This is a genomic window from Novosphingobium sp. TK71, from assembly GCF_055361505.1.
Genome location: NZ_CM143962.1, coordinates 593354 through 612834 on the forward strand (window position 1 = coordinate 593354; position 19481 = coordinate 612834).

Below are 19481 nucleotides of genomic sequence, written 5' to 3' on the forward strand. Positions count from 1 at the left end.
GAGGCGGGGAGCGCGACATGCGCGTGGATTTCTACCAGCTCAGTCGCGACCCTGCCGAAAGCGCGCTGGCGCTGATCGCCGGAAAGGTCGCGGGGAATGGCGAGCGCCTGCTCGTCGTCTCCGCCGACCTCGGCCAGCGGCAGCGCATCTGTCAGGCTCTCTGGTCCGTGGGGCCGGAGAGCTTCCTTGCCAACGGCTTCGCGGGCGAAGGCAGCGAGGATCGCCAGCCGATCCTCCTGTCCGACGTGGCGGAGCCTGCCAATGGCGCGAAGTACATGGCGATCGCGGACGGCCAGTGGCGCGAGGGCGAGGTTCCGTTCGAGCGCACGTTCTTCCTGTTCGACCAGTCCACGCTCCAGCATGCGCGGGAAACCTGGCGGGCCTTGCGGGAACGCGAAGGCGTGGAACACTACTACTGGAAGCAGGACGGCGGGAGATGGGTTCAGGCCGGATGATTCTCCGCCGCTATCCCTGACCTTCACGACGCCTAATTCTTGCGGAGCGGCGCGTTCCCGGCTAGGGGCGCGCGCAACAATTCAAAACCCTTACTTCGCAAGGAACGTATCATGGCGGTTACCCGCACCTTCTCGATCATCAAGCCCGACGCGACCCGCCGCAACCTGACCGGCGGCGTGACCAAGCTGCTTGAGGAAGCCGGCCTGCGCGTCGTCGCCTCGAAGCGCATCCAGCTCTCGCAGGAGCAGGCTGAAGGCTTCTACGCGGTCCACAAGGAGCGTCCCTTCTTCAACGACCTCGTTTCCTTCATGATCTCCGGTCCGGTGGTCGTGCAGGTTCTCGAAGGCGAAGACGCCGTGAAGACCAACCGCGACGTGATGGGCGCCACCAACCCGGCCGAGGCCGCCGAAGGTACCATCCGCAAGACCTTCGCCGAATCGATCGAAGCCAATTCGGTCCACGGTTCGGACTCGGACGAGAACGCGGCGATCGAGATCGCCTACTTCTTCAAGCCGGAAGAAATCGTCGGCTGAAGCACCCGCTTCGCGACATGATGAAAAGGCCGTCCGAAAGGGCGGCCTTTTTGTTTTTGTGCTGGCACAATTGCTTGGTATCCAGGCGGGCGTGAAGATCGGCGGGGCGAAGCGGCTCTAGGCGGCTTTTCGATTTGGCCACTGCCGGTTCTGCGTTAGGCTGTCTCTCGGAGAGGAGAGCGAGAATGCAAGGCATGGGTACGGCGGACGAGGTCTGCCCGTTCGAGTTCAATTTCGACGAGAAAACCTTCAAGGTCGGCGATACGGTCAGCTACCGCGTCGGCGGGAGCCTGGAAGGGTTTCCGTTCGTTGGCACGCTGGTCGAAGTGCATGATGACCATGTCGTGATCGCCGGGGATCCCCGCGAGCCTGACAAGCGTTATCGCGGCACGCGCGAAAGCCGCCCGCAAGTGGACTATTCCGAAATCTGACGATCAGTGCCGGTCCTTGATCCCGCTCAAGGTGGAGTTGGGCGGAACAGGGCAGGTTCGGTCAGGTTGGGGAAGCGGTACCATGCTGCCGAGGCGTATCGCCCCAGCTTTCCGTGTGTTTTCGAGCGAAGAGGATAGCCGATGTCCCACAAAGCCCACGAACTCGCCGCCGAATTTCCGGACGATCTGGAAGTTCTTCACCACCTGAAGGCAACGCGCGGACATTTTGCGGTTCTTGCCGACCGCTACGACGAAGTGAACGGCGCGATCCACCGGATCGAGGCCGAACTGGATGCCGCGTCCGACACCCGGCTTGAGGAACTGAAGAAGGAGCGGCTCTGCCTGCTGGACCAGCTTGGCCGCATGATCCGCGATGCAGGCTCCGTCGGCGTCTGACGCGGCCGTGCCGGGGCCGGAGCCCGGCGCACCGTTCAATCCTTGCGCCGCAGGGCGCCAAGGTCGATCCCGTGCTTGTTGACCTTGTAATAGAAGGTCTTGCGCGGCAGATCGAGCGAGCGGATGGCCGCGCCGATCTCGCCTCCGGCGGCCTGCACGGCGGCAACGATCTCATCCCGTTCGAAGGCATCGACACGCTCGGTCAGCCCCTTGTGCCGGGCGGCTGATGGCGTGGGCGATGGCTCGCCGAGGCCCAGCACGAACTGTTCCGCGAAATTGGCGAGTTCCCGCAGGTTGCCCGGCCAGTCGTGCCGTTCGAGCATCGTGCGCACCGGCGCGGTGACGGGAGGAAGCTCCCGGCCCATGCGGCTTGCGGCATCTCCGGCGAAACGGGCGAAAAGGGAGCCGATATCCTCGCGCCGTTCGCGCAGCGGGGGGATGCGCAGGCGCATGGCCGCAAGGCGGTAGAACAGCGGGGGCAGCAGCGACGGCGGCGGGCCTTCGGCGGCATCCTGGCTGGTGGAGATCACGCGCACGTCGATCGGCGTCGCCTCGCCGCGATGGCGCAGCACGCGCTGTTCGATGAAGGGCAGCAGGCGCTCCTGCAAATGCGCAGGGGCGCGGTCCACGTCGTCGAGATAGAGCGTGCCGCGATGGGCCGCGGCGAGCCCCGGTTCGGCCAGCCCGTTTGCCGCGAACAGCGGTTCGGCCAGCGCCTCGGGCATGGCGGCGCAGGCGATGGGCAGGAAGCGCTGGCGCGCCCGCTTCCCCGCGCGGTGAACGAGGCGGGCGAACAGGTCCTTTCCGGTGCCGGTCTCGCCTTCGATGAACAGGTCTATGTCGGCGTTGGCGAGGACGGGGATCATTTCGCGCAGGCGGCGGATGGCGGGGCTTTCGCCCAGGAACACCGGGGCGTCGGTATCCTGCGCCATGGCGCGCAGGCGCCGATTTTCGAGCGTAAGCCCGCGCGCGGTGGCAGCGCGCGTGACGGCGGCGATCAGGGTATCGGGTGCGAATGGCTTGGTGAGGAAGTCCCATGCCCCCGCTTTCAGCATCTGCACGGCCATTTCGATGTCGCCGTGGCCGGTGACGAGCACGACCGGCAATTCCGGGTCGCGCTCGTGAAGCTGGCGGAACAGGTCTATCCCCGAGACATGCGGCATCCGGACATCGCTGACGACCACGCCGGGCCAGTCGGCGGTGAGGGCGGCGAGGGCGGGGGGCGCAGCGGCGAAGAGTTCGACCTCGAACCCGGCAAGCCTGAGCAGTTGCGCGGTCGAGCGCGCAAGGTCTTCGTCATCCTCCACAAGGGCGACACGCCGAGGGGCGAGGGGGGCAATGGTCATCAGGCCAGTCTCAATCGAAGCTCGAAGGCGGCCCCGGTTTCGCCGGGTACGAGGCGCAGCGTGCCGCCGAATTCTTGTGCGATATCCTGCGCGATCACGAGGCCAAGGCCGAGCCCTTCGGCGCGGCTGGTGGCGAACGGGGTGAACAGGCGGTCGGCGATCTCGGGCGCGATGCCGGGGCCGTTGTCGGCCACGGTGAGGCGCAGGATCCCGCCATCCACGGCGAGCGTGAGCGTGATGCGCGGGTCCGGGCGGCCAGCCAGCGCCTCGGTGGCATTCTGGAGCAGGTTCACGAGGATCTGCTCCAGCCGCACCTTGTCGCCCCGCACCTTGAGGTCCGCGGGAATCTCAGGGGTTTCGAAGGACAGCGCGGCGAGGCGTTCCTTGAGCAGCAGATGCGCGCCGTCCAGCACTTCGGCCAGGGGCACGGCGCCTTCGCCGCCGCTGCTCTTACGCGCGAACCCGCGCAACTGCGCGGTGATGACGCCGATGCGCTCGGCCAGACGGTCTATCGCGGTGAGGTTCTCGCGAACGTCGGCGGCGGCGCCGAGGTCCAGCAACTGTCCCGCCGAACTGGCGTAATTGCGGATGGCGGCAACGGGCTGGGCGGTTTCGTGCGCGACGCTGGCGGTAACCTGACCCAGCGTGGCGAGGCGATTGGCGAGGCGCAGTTCCTCGCGCAGGAGGGCGGCGCGCTGTTCGAGCGCGGCACGTTCTTCCATTTCCCGGCGCAGTTCCGCTGTACGTTCGGTGACGGCGGCTTCGAGCAGCGCGGTGCGTTCGCGGCGGCGGCGGCTTTGCTGGGCCAGCCACCAGAGCGCACAGACCGCGACCAGCGCGAGCGTTGCCGCGACGGCCTGAGCGCTGCGCATGGGCGTGGTAACGGCGACGCGGATCGGCAGGGCGAGGTTGACCCGCCACTGGTCGCGGTTGGGCGGGCTGGTGGCGAGAAGGAGCCGCGCCCTCCGTCCCGGAATGCGCAGGAATCCGTCACCATCCGTGCCGTAAGGGGCCGTGGTCAGACCCGGAATGCCGATATCGCCCGCGATCGCCTTCTGCCGGGCGGGATCGATCGGACGGGTCATGGCGAACCGCCAGTCGGCCCGGCTGGCGACCAGGATCACGCCATCGCGGTTGGTCACGAAAGTCTCGCCGCCCGCGGTGCGCCATTGGGCCTCGATCCGGTCGAAATCGAGCTTGATGACGATCACGCAGTCCCCGGCCGCCTTGCGCGCGAGGTAGAGCCCGGCGCGATGGCTGACAGTGCCGAGCGCGAACTGGGCGCCGTCGCCGTGCCTGCGGGCATCGCGGTAATAGCGGCGGAAGCGATAGTCGCGGCCGACGAAACTGTCCGAGCGGCGCCAGTTGCTGGCGGAAATCGCGAAGCCGTCGTCACCGACGAGGTATATGGCCGAGGCCCCGATCTGGGTTGCGAAGGCTTCGAGCTTGGCATTCAGCCGGCGGTCCGCGCCGGCCTCGCCACTGGCGGCGGCGATCACGTCGCGGTCGTCTGCGAGGGTCTGGGGAAGCAGGCGGAAGCGGGCGATCTCGCTTTCCAGCAACGACTGGCGCAGGCGCGCGTCGGCTTCTACCGATGCTGAGAAAGCGGTGGTGGCCCGCTGTCTCACGATCTCACCCGCGATGCCGCCGGCGATCAAAGCGGCAGCGATTGCGGCGAGCGTCCAGTAGAGGGTGTGGCGGCGATTCACTCCGGCAATCTAGGCCCGGCCGCAGCGATGTGCAACTTTCGGCACATCGCTGCACTGCAATGTGCCGATTTCTGCTCGAAAGGCAGGGCGCTTCCGTTCGCACATCCCCGCAAATCAGGCATTTAGGGCGAGTGCAAAAATGTCTTTGGCCGCAGCGTGGAATCGAACAGTCTCTGCCCAGCCCGCGATAAGCATAAGTCTTGCGCGGGCAGAGAGAGGAAGAAAGGCCTGACCATGCACACCACCTTGCCCGATACGCACGAATCGTCCGCGCCAAAGCGCTGGTACGGTCATCTCTACGTGCAGGTGCTTATCGCCATCGCGGCGGGTGTGACGCTCGGCCACTTCTTTCCGGCCACCGGCGAAGCGCTGAAGCCCCTGGGCGATGCCTTCATCAAGCTGGTCAAGATGGTGATCGCCCCGGTCATCTTCCTGACCATCGTCACCGGCATCGCCTCGATGCGCGATCTCCGCTCGGTCGGGCGCGTCGCGGGCAAGGCGTTCGGCTATTTCTTCTTCTTCTCGACCCTGGCGCTGATCGTCGGGCTGGTCGTCGCGAACGTCGTTCGCCCCGGCCACGGCCTGAACATCGATCCCGCCTCGCTCGATGCCTCGAAGGTCGCACTTTACTCCGAGAAGGCACACGAAACGTCGATCACCGGGTTCCTGATGGAAATGATCCCGGACACTTTCCTCTCCTCCATGACCGAGGGTAATATCCTTCAGGTCCTGGTGATCGCCATTCTCTTCGGCATCGCGCTCGCCATGCTGGGCGACCGGGGCGCGCGTCCGCTCTCGCTGCTCGAAGACGTGTCGCTGGTGTTCTTCAAGCTGGTCTCGATCGTCATGAAGGCTGCGCCCGTCGGTGCCTTCGGCGCGATGGCCTTCACCATCGGCAAGTACGGCGTCGGCAGCCTCGCCAACCTCGTGGGGCTGGTGGCGACGTTCTATCTCACCTCGGCGCTCTTCGTGGTCGTGGTGCTGGGCCTTGTCGCGCGGTTTGCCGGCTTCTCGATCTTCTCGCTGATCGCCTACCTCAAGGCCGAACTGCTGCTGGTGCTGGGCACCTCCTCCTCGGAAAGCGCGCTGCCTTCGCTGATGGAGAAGATGGAGCGCGCCGGTTGCCCCAAGAGCATCGTCGGCCTCGTCGTGCCGACCGGCTACAGCTTCAACCTCGACGGCACCAATATCTACATGACGCTGGCGGCGCTGTTCATCGCGCAGGCTTGCAACGTGGAACTGACGCTGGGCCAGCAGGTGCTGCTGCTGGGCGTTGCCATGCTCTCGTCCAAGGGTGCGGCGGGCGTCACCGGCGCGGGCTTCATCACGCTGGCCGCCACGCTCTCGATCGTGCCTTCGGTGCCGGTCGCGGGGATGGCGCTGATCCTCGGCGTGGACCGCTTCATGTCGGAATGCCGCAGCCTGACCAACTTCATCGGCAATGCCGTGGCAACGGTTGTGGTCTCGCGCTGGGAAGGCAAGCTGGACACCGAGCGCTTCAAGGCGGTGCTCGCCAATCGTGAGCCCGCCGCCGCGGTGAGCCCCGTGCTCGTCTGACCTGACTGCACCCGGGGCGAAAGCCCCGCACAGGAATCACGGACATGAAGACGAAGTTATCGCGGCTGCTGGCCGCCACCCTTTGCTGCGCCCCTTTCACGGCTCATGCCGAAGAGGCCCGGACCGCGAATTCGGCCACTTCCCCTGTCTATCCGGTATCCTCCAACGGCGACGGCGCCGTCACCAACGGCTACAGCATCTCGCGCTGGGCCGAGGACTGGCGGGGCATGGCCGACAAGTCGAAGCGGGACGATCCGCTCGACCGGCTGAAGTTCCTGCCGCTCGGTGCAGACGGCGATATCTACCTCACGCTCTCGGGTGAACTGCGGTTGCGGGTGAACCAGACCACCAATCCCAACTTGCGCGAGGCCGAGGCGCAGCGGCAGGATATCAGCCGCGTTGTGGCGGGCGCCGACCTTCATGTCGGCCCGCACTTGCGCTTCTACGGAGAGCTGGCGCATGCCGGGATCGGCGGCCGGAATATCGGAACGCCGGCCACCAGCATGCGCAACGGACTTGTCGCCCAGCAATATTTCGCCGAGGCGAGCGGCCAGATCGCAGGGCTCGACGTGGGCGTGCGCTATGGGCGGCAGGAATTCGTCGATGGGCCCAACCTGCTGACGTCGCAGCGCGACAACAACACGGTCCACTACACCCTGAACGGCGTGCGCGCCTGGGTGAGGGGCAAGACGCTGCGCGCCGACGTCTTCGACCTGCGGCCCACCGCCTATGGCGAGGACGGCATCGGCGACGATCGCAGCGATCCCGAACGCCGCTTCTCCGGGGTGACGCTGGGCTATGCCGTGCCCAAGGCTTTTCTGGGTGATTCGAAGATCTTCGTCGATCCCTTCCTCTGGCGGCGTCAGAACGGCGTCGGCACATGGGGAGGGCGGATCGGCCCGGCAACGCGCTGGTATGGCGGGGTCCACGTCTACGGCGATGCCGGGCCGGTTCAGGTCGACTGGACCGTCAACCATCAGTGGGGCGAGTTCATCGACCAGAAGATCGATGCCTGGCAGGTGTTGCTGGCCCAGTCCTACCGGCTGGGATCGGCCAAGGCAGCGCCCCGCATCGGGTTCAGCGCGGACTATGCGAGCGGCGGCGGCGGCTATGGCGACGGGAAGCTGCGGGACGCCTATTCGCCCTTCGGCAACAACATCTACTTCAGCTATCAGCTCTACCTGACGCCCAGCAACATTCGCGCGATTGCCCCCACTTTCAGCTTCTCGCCGCTGAAGAATGTGAAAGTGAATGCCGAATACCGTTTTGCATGGCGTGACAGTGTCACGGATGCCGTCTATCGGGCGAACGGCCAACCCTTTGCCGGCACCCAGAACGGGCGGGCGCGCAAGATCGCCGAACTGGCCCGCCTTCAGGCGGTCTGGACGATCTCGCCCCGCGTTTCGTTCACCGGGCGCTACGAGCATCTCGAAGCCGGGCCCGCGCTGACCGATGCGGGTTACCGCAGCTCCGATTTTCTCGCGGGCTGGCTGAGTTTACGATTCTAGGAAAGGTCGCAGATGTCCCCCACCCGTCACGCCGCAGCCCGCGCGCTGCTCTCCGATCCTCTCACCAACAAGGGGACCGCATTCACCGCCGAGGAGCGTGACGAGTTCGGCCTGCACGGTCTGCTGCCGCCGCATGTCGGCACGCTCGACAGCCAGATCGAACGTCGCCGCAAGGCACTGGAAGAAAAGGAAAGTGACTTCCAGCGCTACGCCTTCCTGCGCGAGCTTCAGGATTCGAACGAAGTGCTGTTCCACGCGCTGGTCCAGAGCGACCTGCCGCGCATGCTGCCGCTGGTCTACACGCCCACCGTGGGTGAGGGTTGCGAGCGCTTCAGCGAGATCTGGCGCCGTCCGCGCGGCCTCTTCCTGAGCTATCCCAACCGCGACCGCATCTCCGATATTCTCGCCGATCCTGCCTATGACCGGGTGAAGGTGATCGTCGTCAGTGACGGCGAACGCATCCTCGGCCTGGGCGACCAGGGCGCGGGCGGCATGGGCATCCCGATCGGCAAGCTGGCGCTCTACACCGCCTGCGCGGGCATCCATCCTTCCGAAGTCCTGCCGATCCTGCTCGACCTGGGCACCGACAACCACGCCCGCCGCGAAGATCCGCTCTATGTCGGCTGGCGCGCGCCGCGCGTGCGGGGCCAGGACTACGACGATTTCGTGGAGGCCTTCGTGAGCGCCGTGGACGATCGCTTCCCCGGCGTCCTCCTCCAGTGGGAGGATTTCGCGGGCAAGAACGCCTACGATCTGCTGGGCCGCTACCGCGACCGTCTGCTGAGCTTCAACGACGATATCCAGGGCACCGCCGCCACGGCTGTCGGCACCCTGCTGGCGGCGATCCGCAAGACCGGCGTGCCGCTTACCGAGCAGCGCGTGGTCCTGTTCGGCGCGGGCGCGGCAGGCAGCGGCGTGGCCGAGATGCTGGTGCAGGCAATGATCGCCGACGGGCTGGACGAGAAGGAAGCGCGTTCGAAGATCTGGGCGGTCGATCGCGACGGCCTCATCCTTTCCGACATTCCGCGTCTGCCGCCGCAGCAGGTCAAGCTGGCGCGCGATCCGGCCGAGATCGCCAGCTGGAACGCGGGCGGGCAGAACATGATCTCGCTTCAGGAAGTCGTGGCGAACGTCCACCCCACGGTGCTGATCGGCACGTCGGGCCAGAAGGCTTCGTTCAGCGAACGCACCATCCGGACCATGGCCGAGCATGTCGAGCGTCCGGTGGTCTTCCCGCTGTCTAACCCGCTGTCGCGCGCCGAGGCGCATCCGGCGGATATCCTCGAATGGACCGGCGGCAAGGCGATCGTCGGCACCGGCAGCCCGTTCGGCACGCCTGGCGTCACGCAGGTCAACAACGTCTATGTCTTCCCGGGCGTGGGCCTCGGCGCGCTGGCCAGCGGGGCCACGGCAATCAGTGACGGCATGTTCATGGTCGCGGCGCGCCGTCTGGGCGAGCTGAGCCAGGGCGAGAACGGCCTGCTTCCCGCCGTTACCGAGCTGCGGGACGTGGCGCTGGAGATCGCCGTGGTCGTGGCCGCGCAGGCACAGGCCGAGGGTCTCGCCACGGCGGCACCCGAGGAACTGACCCGCGAAAGCATCGCGCAAAGCATGTGGCAGGCTGTCTACAACTGAACCTGACACCATACTGAAAGGCACTGAACATGGCCCTGGCGACCGATACCCTGAAGGCAGGCCTTCTCGGCTACGGCTATGCCGGGGCCACGTTTCATGCACCGCTGATCCGGGCGGTGCCGGGCCTCGATCCGACCCATTTCGCGAGCCGCCAGCCCGATGCGATCCGCGCGCATTTTCCCGATGCGGCGATCCATGACGATCCGGCGGCGGTGCTCGGCGATCCTTCGGTCGACCTGGTCGTCGTCGCCACGCCGAACGCCACGCATTTCCCGCTGGCGCAGGCAGCGCTTCGGGCCGGCAAGAGCGTGGTCGTCGACAAGCCCTTCACGCTGGACCTTGCCGAAGCCCGGGCGCTGATCGCGCTGGCGGAGGAAACCGGAGGGCAGCTCACGGTCTTTCACAACCGCCGCTGGGACAGCGATTTTCGCACTGTGCGCAAGGCCGTAGATGCAGGGCTGGTCGGCATGCCGGCGCATCTTGAAATCCACTTCGACCGCTTCCGCCCGCAAGTCCGGGACCGCTGGCGGGAATCCGGCGGTCCGGGAGGCGGCGTGTGGTTCGACCTCGGGCCTCACCTTGCCGATCAGGCCCTGCTGCTGATGGGGCTGCCGCTGCACGTGACCGCCTCTCTCGCCCTCCAGCGCGAGGGTGCGCGCAGTGACGACTGGGCCCATGTCGTGCTTGGCTTCGAGGGAGACCGGCGCGCCATTCTCCATGCCTCGATGCTGGTGGCGGGCGGGGTTCCGCGCTTCATCGTCCACGGCACTGCGGGCAGCGCGGTGAAGCAGGGGATGGACGTGCAGGAAGGCCAGCTCCTTGCCGGCATGGCGCCCGGAGCGCCCGGCTGGGGCATCGATCCCGATCCGCTGGTGATTTATAACGCCGAAGGACAGGCCAGCCGGGTTCCGGCCGAGCCGGGCGACCAGCGCGAATTCTACCGCCTCGTCGCCGAGGCCATGCGGGGCAGGGCGCCCAACCCGGTCCCGCCGATCCAGTCCCTGGCGGTCATGGCGGTGATCGAGGCGGCGCAGCAATCCGCTGCCGAAGGGCGCACTGTTGACCTGCCGCTGACCGAGGCGGAACGACAGGCCTGGGCCGCCAGCTTCCGGGACTGACGCGCGCCGGGGCTCCAGCCGAATTATCGACAGGCGACCAGACGGACGGACCGGCGTTTGGCGGACCGTTCGCTTCGCGGATGCTGGCGGCAGGGTCGCCGCGTCAGGGGGAGTGTCGATGATCGGGAACGTTCGAAGGCGGGTTGCATTGGGAATGATCGGCAGCGGCTCCATTGTCGGCACGCTGGGGCCGTTTTCGCACTCGGCCGGGGCTGCATCGCCCACCGCCGTCACGCCGGGAGCCCCGCCACGGGAAAAGGCCGGCCCCGCCGCGATGAAGCAGTCCGCGGCGATGCGGCGCGCCTATGCCGACGGTCCATATGGCCAGATCCATTATCTCGATGCCGGAACCGGGAGACCGCTGGTCATGCTCCATCAGGCGGTGATGACGGCCAACCAGTTCGATTATGTCTTCGCGCCGCTGATTGCGCGCGGGCTGCGGCCGATCGCCATCGACATGCCGGGGTTCGGTCTTTCGGATCGCACGCCGTTCGAACCGGCAGTGAGCGATTATGCGCCCGTCGTTCCGGCGGTGCTCGATGCCCTGGGCATAAGCCGCGCTGCCGTGGTGGGCCATCATACCGGGGCGCTTGTCGCCAACGAAGTGGCGATTCGCTATCCCGAGCGGGTGAGCGCCAACATCCTTTGCGGCCCGCTTTTCATCAGCGACGAACAACGCGCCGCGCTGATCGCCGATATTGGCGGGCGGGAGCGGGCCTTTCGTGCCCTGCCTCACGCCGCGCACATGAACCTGCTTGCCGAAGCGCGGGAGCGCTATGCCAATGGCTCGATCAGCGCGGAGCGGATCAGCGACTATGTCGTCCAGGCCATGCTGGCGGTGCAGCGCGGCGCTTACTGGTACGGCCACAATGCGGGGCTGAACTACCGGCAGGAAGAGGCGCTGATGAAGATCACCCAGCCGACCCTGCTGCTCACCAATACCGGGGACATGCTCTATGCGTCCGCGCTGCAGGCGAGGAAAATGCGGCCGGATTTCGCATTCACCGAACTGGAGGGCGGCGGGATCGACATCGTGGACCAGCAGCCCGGGCCATGGTCCGCCGCGATCGCCGATTTCCTTGCCGCCGCCGCTATCGACTGACCAGCGCGGGCGGGCCTAACCCTCTACCAGCTCGGCCAGTTCCAGCCAGCGCTCTTCAGCCGCTTCCTTTTCCCTGTTCGCCTTTTCGATGGCGGCGGTGAGGGCCGCGAACTTCGCCGGGTCGCGGGTGTAGAGCGCGGGGTCGGCCATGGCGTTCTCGTCGCGGGCGATGGCCGCTTCCAGTTCCTCGATCCGCTTGGGCAGCAGTTCGTAGTCGCGCTGGTCCTTGTAGGAGAGCTTGCCCTTCTTCGGCGGCATCGGCGGCGGCGGGGCGGCATTCTCGCCCTTCGCCTTGGCTTTCCCTGCGCTCGTGCGTTCGCGGCGCTTGGACTCCCAGTCGGCATAGCCGCCCGCGATCACGTCGATATGCCCCGAACCGTCGAGGCCGAGAGTGACGTTGACGGTGCGGTCGAGGAAGTCACGGTCATGGCTGACGATCAGCACGGTGCCGTCGTAATCGGCGATCACTTCCTGGAGCAGGTCCAGCGTTTCGAGGTCGAGGTCGTTGGTCGGTTCGTCGAGCACCAGCAGGTTGGAGGTGCGGGCGAATTCGCGGGCGAACAGCAGGCGTGAGCGTTCGCCGCCCGACAGCGTGCCGACTTTCGCCTCGACCAGGCCCGGATCGAACAGGAAGTCCTTGAGGTAGCCCTGGATGTGCTTGCGCACGCCGACCACGTCGATCCAGTCACCCCCTTCGGCCAGCACGTCGCGGATGCGCATTTCGGGGCTCATCCGGCTGCGCTGCTGGTCGATCACGGTGGCATCGAGCGTGGCTGCGCGCGTCACCTTGCCCTCGTCGGGCTGAAGTTCGCCCATCAGGATCTTGAGCAGCGTGGTCTTGCCCGAACCGTTCGCGCCGACCACGCCGATGCGGTCGCCGCGCTGGATGCGCAAGTTGAAGTCCTTGATGACCGTGCGCTGGCTATCGCCTTCGCCGAACCGCTTGGTGACGTGTTCGGCGACGATGACCGACTTGGTCTTGCTGTCGTCCGCCACCACGGCCAGCTTGGCCGCGCCTTGCGGGCCCATCATCGAGGCCCGCTGGGCGCGCATTTCCCAAAGCTTGGCAAGGCGGCCCTGGTTGCGCTTGCGCCGCGCGGTGACGCCGCGCTCCAGCCAGTGGGCCTCGATCTTGAGCTTGGCGTCGAGCTTCTGGGCGGCGCGCGCTTCCTCGGCGTAGACTTCGTCTTCCCAGGCCTCGTAGCCGCCGAAGCCGATCTCGCGGCGGCGCAGGCCGCCCCGGTCCAGCCAGAGCGTGGCGTTGGTCAGGCGGGTCAGGAAAGTACGGTCGTGGCTGATGACCACGAACGCGCCGTTGTAGCGCTGGAGCCAGGATTCCAGCCAGTCGATCGCGGCAAGGTCGAGGTGGTTGGTCGGCTCGTCCAGCAGCAGCAGGTCGGGTTCGGAGGCGAGGGCGCGGCACAGCGCGGCGCGGCGGCGCTCACCGCCCGATGCGCTCTTCGCTTCGCGTGAAAGGTCGATGCCGAGCTGGTCGGCAATGGCTTCCACTTCGTGCTGCTGGGGCGCATCGTCGCCGTGGATGGCGAAATCGAGCAGGGTGTCGAAGCCGGTGAAGAACGGGTCCTGCTCCAGCGTCACCACGCGCGTGCCCGGCTGGACGGAGCGCGTGCCCTTGTCCGCATCCACCGTGCCGGCGATCAGCTTGAGCAGCGTGGTCTTGCCCGCGCCGTTGCGGCCGATCAGGGCCAGCCGGTCGCGCGGGGCGATGTTGATGTCGAGATCCTGGAAGAGCCAGCCGGAGCCCTGGATGAGGCCGAGGTTCTCCCAGCTGAGAATTGGTGCAAGTGCCATGGCTGCGCGCCCTACAGGGCAGAGCGGGGGGCTGGCAAGCTGGCGCGCAGGAAAGCGTGGATGTGGGATTTGGGCAACAGGCGCTTGCTCCTGCCGCCTTCCGGCCACATTCAGGACTTGTTCAAGGCGATGGGGTTAGGCAGCAAGTCGATATGAACAAGTCCCTTTCCCTTCTCTTGGTCCCGGTCACGCTGGCACTCGGCGCGTTCGGCATGGTTGCGCCTTCGCTGACCGCGCATGCCGCCGATCCCGGCGGCGAGCAGGGCGAGGTGCGCCGCGAACGCAAGGCCGGCAACGTCCGCCCCTTGCGCGAAATCGAACGTGAAGTGCTGCCGCGCATGTCCGGAATGCAGTACCTCGGTCCGGAATACGATCCCGCCGCCATGGCTTACCGCCTGAAGTTCATCCAGAACGGCAAGGTCTATTTCGTCGATGTCGATGCTCGCACCGGGCGGGTGATCGGGCAATCGCGATAGAGGTGCAGCGCTGAAATGTGGATGAACCGATCTTGTTCATCTTTACGTTCAGGTTGAAGCGCCTACAGATGAATTTGCAAGCGACGCCGGGGAACCTTGGAGTTTTCCGTCGCTTGACGCTTCCGGGCATCCGCCCCATCTCAAGCTCGCTCATCTTAGGGAGAGACCGAATTGCGCATCCTGATCGTCGAGGATGAACCCACGCTCGGCAACCAGCTCAAGACCACGCTCGAACAGACCGGCTATGCCGTGGATCTGTCCGTCGATGGCGAGGATGGCCATTTCCTGGGGTCGACCGAAGACTATGACGCCGTGATCCTCGATCTCGGCCTGCCCGAGATCGACGGACTGACAGTGCTCGGCATGTGGCGCCGGGAAGGGCGGAACTTCCCCGTCCTCGTGCTGACCGCGCGCGATTCCTGGTCGGACAAGGTGGCGGGCCTCGATGCGGGGGCCGACGATTACCTCGCCAAGCCCTTCCAGACCGAGGAACTGATCGCCCGCCTGCGCGCGCTGATCCGCCGTGCTTCCGGCAATACCTCCAGCGAACTGACGGCCGGCGACGTGCGGCTGGATACGCGCTCGGGCCGCGTCACGCTGGCCGGCGAACCGGTGAAGCTCACCGCGCAGGAATACAAGCTGCTGTCCTACCTCATGCACCACAAGGGCAAGGTGGTCAGCCGTACCGAACTGATCGAACATATCTACGATCAGGATTTCGACCGCGATTCGAACACCATCGAAGTCTTCGTGACCCGCATCCGCAAGAAGCTGGGCGCCGATGTCATCACCACGATCCGCGGCCTCGGCTACAGCCTCGACGATCCTGCGGAACCCGGCCGCGGCTGAATCGTCCGCCACGGCGACCGAGCATATGCAAGACGGGCAGAATCAGACAGGAGAAGCCCAGGCCGGGCCGCACGTGAAGGCGGCCAACACGGGCTCTCTCGCGCGGCGCATGATGCTGATCGCGGCTGGATGGATCTTCATCCTGCTGCTGGTCGGCGGGCTCGCGCTCGACCGCACGCTGACCGGTCTCATCACCCGCAACTTCGACGAACAGCTCGGCTACATGCTCACCGGCATGATCGGCTCGGCGGAAATCGGGCCGGACGGGGAGGTCTTCTTCATCCGCCCGCTCGGGGACCAGCGTTTCCTGGAGCCGGGGTCGGGCCTTTACTGGCAGATTCGCGCCAAGGGGCATGAGGATTTCCCCTCGCGCTCGCTGTGGGACCGCAGCCTCAACGTGCCCGAGGACCATTTCGACGCCCAGCCGCACGTCTATGACAGCACCCAGTTCGCAGGCGAACCGCTGCGCGTGATGGAACGCTCGATCATCCTGCCCGGCAGCGATACGAAGTGGATGTTCACGGTGGCGGCGAGCCGCGTGGACCTCAATGACCAGATCAAGATGGTGCGCGGCATTCTCGTCTACAGCTTCGTGGCGCTCGGCTTCGGGTTGCTGCTGATGGCGGGGATGCAGACATGGTACGGCCTGTTCCCGCTGCGCCACGTCCGCCGCGCCATCCAGAAACTGCGCACCACCGGCGCCAGCCGCGTCACCCAGCCGCTGCCACAGGAAGTGGAGCCGCTGGTGGAGGAACTCAACGCGCTGCTCGCCCATACCGAGCGGCAGGCAGAGGAAGCGCGCATGCATGCGGGCAATCTCGCCCACGCGCTCAAGACCCCGCTGACGGTGGTGATGAATGCGGCGACGGCCAAGGCGCCGGACCTGTCGGACACGGTGATTCGCGAGGCCGCGGTGATGCGCCGGCAGGTCGATCACCACCTTGCGCGGGCAAGGGCCGTGGGCCGCCGCGCCGTGGGGCAGTCCCGCGCCGAAGTCTGGCCCAGCCTTGAGGCGGTGCTGCGCGCGGTGGAGCGGCTCTACGACCAGGCCCGCCTCGATCTCGACGGCAATCACGAGGCCGTGGTGGCCCTGGAAAAGCAGGATCTCGAGGAAATTCTGGGCAATCTCATAGAGAATGCCGCGAAATACGGCGGCGGCAGTGTCTTCGTGACCGTCGATCCCGATCGCGCCGCCCCGCTTTGCGAGGTCTGGATCGAGGATGACGGAATGGGCATTCCCGAAGCGGAGCGCATCCGCATCTTCGATCGCGGCGCCCGCCTCGACACCGGAAAGCCCGGCACCGGCCTTGGCCTTGCCATCGTGCGCGATGTCGTGGAAATCTATGGCGGCACGGTCGAACTGGACGAGAGTGAGGATCTGGGCGGCTTGCTGGTCAAGCTCAAGCTGCCTCGCGTTCTCGCCTAGTTTTCAAGACCGATCGGCTTCCGGCGGGATTTTTGGGGGAACCGGCGCAGAGGCGGTTGCGGCTCCCGTCATTCGTCCCCATTGGCGCGGTTTACCAGATCAAGGACACCCTCATGACCGATTCCATCAATCTTTCGCTGTCGTCGGACGAGATCGAAATCATCGTCGATGCCCTGGAAGTCGATCTCGAAGGCTATGTGGAAGCCGCCAAGGAAGCGCGCGGCAACAACAACCGCGAAGACGTGACGACCTTCACCGAAGCTGCCACGCGCATCCAGACGCTGATGTCGAAGCTTCAGGATCTGGTCGAGGAATAAGGTTCAGGCAGCCTCGTCCCGGGATCGGCCCGGGACGGCTGCTTCAGGCCCGCTGCAGGACGCGGCGCGGCCCTTTCCCGGCCGGAGCCGGGAAAGCGGCAACTTTGCGGCTTCGATTTTACGAAACGCCGGTTCCGGCCTCGAATCAGGCTTCGTTCTTGGCGCGTTCGTGGTGGCGGATCACTTCGTCGATGATGAAGCGGATGAATTTCTCGCCGAAATCGGGGTCGAGATTGGCCTCTTCCGCCAGGTTGCGCAGGCGTGCGATCTGGCGCTCCTCGCGGCCGGGGTCGGAGGCGGGCAGGTCGTTCTGCGCCTTGTAGGCGCCAACGGCCTGCGTGATCCGAAATCGTTCGGCCAGCATGTGGATCAGGGCGGCATCGATATTGTCGATACTCGACCGGAAGCTGGCGAGAACGGGGTCGGCTGCGGGAGTGTCCTGAGTCATCGGCTGGTCCGCTAGCACGGCTTGGCGGCCTCTTCCAGTCGGCCCGTTCCACCATTCCATGGCATTCGCTCTTGCGTTACGGACGCCGAACGCGCAATGCGCGGGTCGATGAGTGCCGATGTCATTCCCCTGCGCGCACGCGGGTCGCAGCCCACCCTCGCTCCCATGCTGGCGCTTACCGCCCCCGGCATGAACAGCGTCAACGCCGTCATTCTTGACCGGATGCAGAGCGAAATTCCGCTCATCCCGGCGCTAGCCGGGCATCTGATCTCGGGTGGTGGCAAGCGAATGCGCCCGATGCTGATGGTCGCCGCCGCGGAACTGTGCGGTTACCAGGGCGCGCGCCATCACAAGCTGGCCGCCGCCGTGGAATTCCTCCACACCGCCACGCTGCTGCATGACGACGTCGTTGACGGTTCCGACATGCGCCGGGGCAAGGCCGCCGCCAATATCGTGTTCGGCAACCCGGCGACGGTGCTGGTGGGTGACTTCCTGTTCACCCGCGCTTTCGAGCTGATGGTCGAGGACGGCAGCCTCAAGGTCCTCAAGATCTTCTCCAAGGCCAGCTCGATCATCGCCGAGGGTGAGGTCGACCAGTTGACCGCCCAGCGCCGGATCGAGACGAGCGAGGAACACTACCTCCAGATCATCGGCTCCAAGACCGCAGCCCTGTTCGCGGCAGCCACGCGCATTCCGGCTATCGTGGCCGAAAAGAGCGAGGCGGAGGAGCAGGCACTCGATTCCTACGGCCGCAATCTCGGGATCGCCTTCCAGCTGGTCGACGATGCGATCGACTACGATTCGGAAAGCACCGAATCCGGCAAGGACAAGGGTGACGATTTCCGCGAGGGCAAGATGACGCTTCCGGTCATCCTGGCCTATGCGCGCGGCAGTGCCGAGGAGCGCAAGTTCTGGGAGGATGCCATCGCCGGCTTCCGCACCGAGGACGAAGACCTGGCTTACGCCGTCGAACTCATCAACCGCCATGCCTGCGTCGAAGCCACGCGCGAGCGGGCACGCCTCTATGCGCAGCGCGCGATCGATGCGTTGTCGATCTTCCCTGCCGGCGCGGCCCGCGATGCGATGTGCGAAGCGGTCGAGTTCGCGGTGGCGCGTCGCTACTAGGTCGCTGTCGCCAGAGCTATCGGGAAAGCGCCGGGCAGGTTCTGTCCGGCGTTTTCGTTTGCGCCGACAAGGTTTCCGCTCCGATAACGATAGTGCAGCACCGATATCCGGCCGCCTTATGGTCATGTACGTCATGAAAATCCCCGGGCTGCGAGGATTTTCGCTCCGCTCTATTTGGTTGATACTACGAAAATCTACCTATAGCCTGATGCATTACGAATTCCTGCTCCAGGGGGTCGTGAATGGTTCGGCTGTGTCGATCATTATCGCGCGTGATGGAGGTGCAGGTCATTGCGATCGGCAGCCTGTTGATCGTGCCTGCGGCCGGAGGGCAGGTAAGGGAATTCGCCTTCGATGTCGGGAGCTTGCCGAAGAGCGCGCCGGATCAGGAGCGACTTCCGGACGATCAGGAACCGGGAGAGCCGATTTCTGCGCATCCGCTGCCGGCCGATCCGGGGCGGGTCGATCCGGGCGTTCCGCCCGCGGGTAGTCCGGGGGCGGGCTGGACCCTGATCGTCAGTCCTTACGCATGGGGCGCCTCGCTGGGCGGCGATCTTGGCCTCGCCGGGCTCCAGCATAATCTGCATCTTCCGTTCAGGGATATCTTCAAGCACGTCGATCTGGCGGCCATGGGCACGATCGAGGCGGTGAACGACCGGTGGGGAGGCTATCTCGACGCGCAGCGCGTGAAGACCTCGCAAGCCGAGGCGGTGCGATCGCTGCCGGTCGATCTCGACATTCGCACCAGACGACTGGCGGGCGGCTTCTACTACAAGGCGTGGCAGATACCGCTTCCCGGCAAGAGCGCCTTCGGTGCCGGGCGCGATATCTCGATAGAGCCGACTGCGGGCCTGCGCTGGACCCACTTGCGGGCGAGGGCGGGCATCGCGCCGCTGGCCGTGCAGACAACCGGAAGCGCGGGATGGGTCGATCCTTTCGCGGGACTGCGTGTGAACGCGGACCTGTCCCGTCACTGGAACCTGTTCACGCAGGCCGATCTGGGCGGCTTCGGCGCCGGTTCCGATCTCAGCGTCAATGCGGTTGCCATGCTGGGCTATCGCACCCGGCTCATGGGCCGGCGAACGATCCTGCGCGGCGGCTATCGCTTCCTCTACGAGAAATACGACCAGTCCGACTTCACCAATCGCGGCCGGTTCATTTGGGACATGCAGCAGCGCGGGCCCCTGCTGGGCATGTCCGTGCTGTTCTGATCCGGGCCGTTTCCAGCAAGTGGAGA

Annotated in this window: 19 protein-coding genes; 15 read left to right on the top strand and 4 right to left on the bottom strand. The window is 65.9% G+C overall.

Going from position 1 to position 19481, the window contains the following annotated elements:
- Positions 1–17 precede the first annotated feature (17 nt).
- From ACXJ16_RS02635 to ACXJ16_RS02650, 4 genes are all read left to right on the top strand, one after another.
- Positions 18–455: a DNA polymerase III subunit chi gene (locus ACXJ16_RS02635; protein WP_324695925.1), complete on the top strand. Its 438-nt coding sequence runs from the start codon at positions 18–20 to the stop codon at positions 453–455.
- A gap of 111 nt (positions 456–566) precedes the next feature.
- Positions 567–989: a nucleoside-diphosphate kinase gene (gene ndk / locus ACXJ16_RS02640; RefSeq protein WP_324695923.1), complete on the top strand. Its 423-nt coding sequence runs from the start codon at positions 567–569 to the stop codon at positions 987–989.
- A 185-nt stretch (positions 990–1174) separates the two neighbouring features.
- The gene (locus ACXJ16_RS02645; RefSeq protein WP_054440764.1) at positions 1175–1420 is read left to right on the top strand and encodes a hypothetical protein; all 246 of its coding nucleotides are present in this window, start codon (positions 1175–1177) and stop codon (positions 1418–1420) included.
- A 141-nt stretch (positions 1421–1561) separates the two neighbouring features.
- Positions 1562–1816 (top strand): HP1242/YdcH family protein, encoded by a 255-nt coding sequence (locus tag ACXJ16_RS02650; protein ID WP_054440765.1) that lies wholly within the window; start codon positions 1562–1564, stop codon positions 1814–1816.
- A gap of 35 nt (positions 1817–1851) precedes the next feature.
- On the opposite strand, the gene ACXJ16_RS02655 is transcribed toward ACXJ16_RS02650, so the two are convergent.
- Complete coding sequence (locus ACXJ16_RS02655) at positions 1852–3162, bottom strand: sigma-54-dependent transcriptional regulator (RefSeq protein WP_324695920.1); 1311 nt, start codon at positions 3160–3162, stop codon at positions 1852–1854.
- Positions 3162–4871 carry a sensor histidine kinase gene (locus tag ACXJ16_RS02660; RefSeq protein WP_324695918.1) on the bottom strand — a complete coding sequence of 570 codons (1710 nt, stop codon included), beginning with the start codon at positions 4869–4871 and terminating at the stop codon, positions 3162–3164. The genes ACXJ16_RS02655 and ACXJ16_RS02660 overlap by 1 nt, the downstream gene beginning before the upstream one ends.
- A 234-nt stretch (positions 4872–5105) precedes the next feature.
- On the opposite strand from ACXJ16_RS02660, the gene ACXJ16_RS02665 reads away from it, so the two are divergent.
- The 5 genes from ACXJ16_RS02665 (at position 5106) to ACXJ16_RS02685 (ending at position 11791) form a co-directional block, all read left to right on the top strand.
- Complete coding sequence (locus ACXJ16_RS02665; RefSeq protein WP_132468947.1) at positions 5106–6428, top strand: dicarboxylate/amino acid:cation symporter; 1323 nt, start codon at positions 5106–5108, stop codon at positions 6426–6428.
- 44 nt (positions 6429–6472) lie between these two features.
- Positions 6473–7936 (top strand): alginate export family protein, encoded by a 1464-nt coding sequence (locus ACXJ16_RS02670; RefSeq protein WP_324695916.1) that lies wholly within the window; start codon positions 6473–6475, stop codon positions 7934–7936.
- Positions 7937–7948: 12 nt separating this feature from the next.
- A complete protein-coding gene (locus ACXJ16_RS02675) occupies positions 7949–9571 on the top strand; it encodes an NAD-dependent malic enzyme (RefSeq protein WP_132468949.1) in 1623 nt (540 codons plus the stop codon).
- A 29-nt stretch (positions 9572–9600) separates the two neighbouring features.
- Positions 9601–10689, top strand: a complete 1089-nt coding sequence (locus ACXJ16_RS02680) for an oxidoreductase (RefSeq protein WP_454797396.1) — start codon at positions 9601–9603, stop codon at positions 10687–10689.
- A 118-nt stretch (positions 10690–10807) separates the two neighbouring features.
- Positions 10808–11791, top strand: a complete 984-nt coding sequence (locus tag ACXJ16_RS02685) for an alpha/beta fold hydrolase (protein ID WP_463921179.1) — start codon at positions 10808–10810, stop codon at positions 11789–11791.
- A 15-nt stretch (positions 11792–11806) separates the two neighbouring features.
- Here ACXJ16_RS02685 and ACXJ16_RS02690 read toward each other — a convergent pair whose 3' ends face one another.
- Entirely contained in the window at positions 11807–13603 is a 1797-nt protein-coding gene (locus tag ACXJ16_RS02690; protein WP_463921180.1) for an ABC-F family ATP-binding cassette domain-containing protein, read from the bottom strand.
- 212 nt (positions 13604–13815) lie between these two features.
- On the opposite strand from ACXJ16_RS02690, the gene ACXJ16_RS02695 reads away from it, so the two are divergent.
- The 4 genes from ACXJ16_RS02695 to ACXJ16_RS02710 all read left to right on the top strand — a co-directional run bounded on the left by ACXJ16_RS02695 (position 13816) and on the right by ACXJ16_RS02710 (position 16671).
- Positions 13816–14079, top strand: a complete 264-nt coding sequence (locus tag ACXJ16_RS02695) for a PepSY domain-containing protein (RefSeq protein ID WP_185998745.1) — start codon at positions 13816–13818, stop codon at positions 14077–14079.
- 171 nt (positions 14080–14250) lie between these two features.
- Positions 14251–14928, top strand: a complete 678-nt coding sequence (locus tag ACXJ16_RS02700) for a response regulator transcription factor (protein ID WP_132468951.1) — start codon at positions 14251–14253, stop codon at positions 14926–14928.
- A gap of 109 nt (positions 14929–15037) precedes the next feature.
- Positions 15038–16354 (top strand): sensor histidine kinase, encoded by a 1317-nt coding sequence (locus ACXJ16_RS02705; protein ID WP_243692624.1) that lies wholly within the window; start codon positions 15038–15040, stop codon positions 16352–16354.
- A 113-nt stretch (positions 16355–16467) separates the two neighbouring features.
- On the top strand, positions 16468–16671 hold the full coding sequence (locus ACXJ16_RS02710) for a hypothetical protein (protein WP_054440894.1): 204 nt from the start codon (positions 16468–16470) through the stop codon (positions 16669–16671).
- Positions 16672–16816: 145 nt separating this feature from the next.
- On the opposite strand, the gene ACXJ16_RS02715 is transcribed toward ACXJ16_RS02710, so the two are convergent.
- The gene (locus ACXJ16_RS02715) at positions 16817–17119 is read right to left on the bottom strand and encodes a chorismate mutase (protein ID WP_185997076.1); all 303 of its coding nucleotides are present in this window, start codon (positions 17117–17119) and stop codon (positions 16817–16819) included.
- A gap of 108 nt (positions 17120–17227) precedes the next feature.
- On the opposite strand from ACXJ16_RS02715, the gene ACXJ16_RS02720 reads away from it, so the two are divergent.
- Positions 17228–18244 carry a polyprenyl synthetase family protein gene (locus ACXJ16_RS02720; protein WP_054440898.1) on the top strand — a complete coding sequence of 339 codons (1017 nt, stop codon included), beginning with the start codon at positions 17228–17230 and terminating at the stop codon, positions 18242–18244.
- 242 nt (positions 18245–18486) lie between these two features.
- Positions 18487–19455, top strand: a complete 969-nt coding sequence (locus tag ACXJ16_RS02725) for a hypothetical protein (RefSeq protein WP_463921181.1) — start codon at positions 18487–18489, stop codon at positions 19453–19455.
- The last annotated feature ends 26 nt before the right edge of the window (positions 19456–19481 follow it).

Coding starts and splice junctions, on each gene's coding strand:
- ACXJ16_RS02635 (WP_324695925.1), top strand. CDS start 18: ATGCGCGTGGATTTCTACCAGCTCAGTCGCGACCCTGCCGAAAGCGCG.
- ndk (WP_324695923.1), top strand. CDS start 567: ATGGCGGTTACCCGCACCTTCTCGATCATCAAGCCCGACGCGACCCGC.
- ACXJ16_RS02645 (WP_054440764.1), top strand. CDS start 1,175: ATGCAAGGCATGGGTACGGCGGACGAGGTCTGCCCGTTCGAGTTCAAT.
- ACXJ16_RS02650 (WP_054440765.1), top strand. CDS start 1,562: ATGTCCCACAAAGCCCACGAACTCGCCGCCGAATTTCCGGACGATCTG.
- ACXJ16_RS02655 (WP_324695920.1), bottom strand. CDS start 3,162: ATGACCATTGCCCCCCTCGCCCCTCGGCGTGTCGCCCTTGTGGAGGAT.
- ACXJ16_RS02665 (WP_132468947.1), top strand. CDS start 5,106: ATGCACACCACCTTGCCCGATACGCACGAATCGTCCGCGCCAAAGCGC.
- ACXJ16_RS02670 (WP_324695916.1), top strand. CDS start 6,473: ATGAAGACGAAGTTATCGCGGCTGCTGGCCGCCACCCTTTGCTGCGCC.
- ACXJ16_RS02675 (WP_132468949.1), top strand. CDS start 7,949: ATGTCCCCCACCCGTCACGCCGCAGCCCGCGCGCTGCTCTCCGATCCT.
- ACXJ16_RS02680 (WP_454797396.1), top strand. CDS start 9,601: ATGGCCCTGGCGACCGATACCCTGAAGGCAGGCCTTCTCGGCTACGGC.
- ACXJ16_RS02685 (WP_463921179.1), top strand. CDS start 10,808: ATGATCGGGAACGTTCGAAGGCGGGTTGCATTGGGAATGATCGGCAGC.
- ACXJ16_RS02690 (WP_463921180.1), bottom strand. CDS start 13,603: ATGGCACTTGCACCAATTCTCAGCTGGGAGAACCTCGGCCTCATCCAG.
- ACXJ16_RS02695 (WP_185998745.1), top strand. CDS start 13,816: ATGGTTGCGCCTTCGCTGACCGCGCATGCCGCCGATCCCGGCGGCGAG.
- ACXJ16_RS02705 (WP_243692624.1), top strand. CDS start 15,038: ATGATGCTGATCGCGGCTGGATGGATCTTCATCCTGCTGCTGGTCGGC.
- ACXJ16_RS02710 (WP_054440894.1), top strand. CDS start 16,468: ATGACCGATTCCATCAATCTTTCGCTGTCGTCGGACGAGATCGAAATC.
- ACXJ16_RS02715 (WP_185997076.1), bottom strand. CDS start 17,119: ATGACTCAGGACACTCCCGCAGCCGACCCCGTTCTCGCCAGCTTCCGG.
- ACXJ16_RS02720 (WP_054440898.1), top strand. CDS start 17,228: ATGAGTGCCGATGTCATTCCCCTGCGCGCACGCGGGTCGCAGCCCACC.
- ACXJ16_RS02725 (WP_463921181.1), top strand. CDS start 18,487: ATGGTTCGGCTGTGTCGATCATTATCGCGCGTGATGGAGGTGCAGGTC.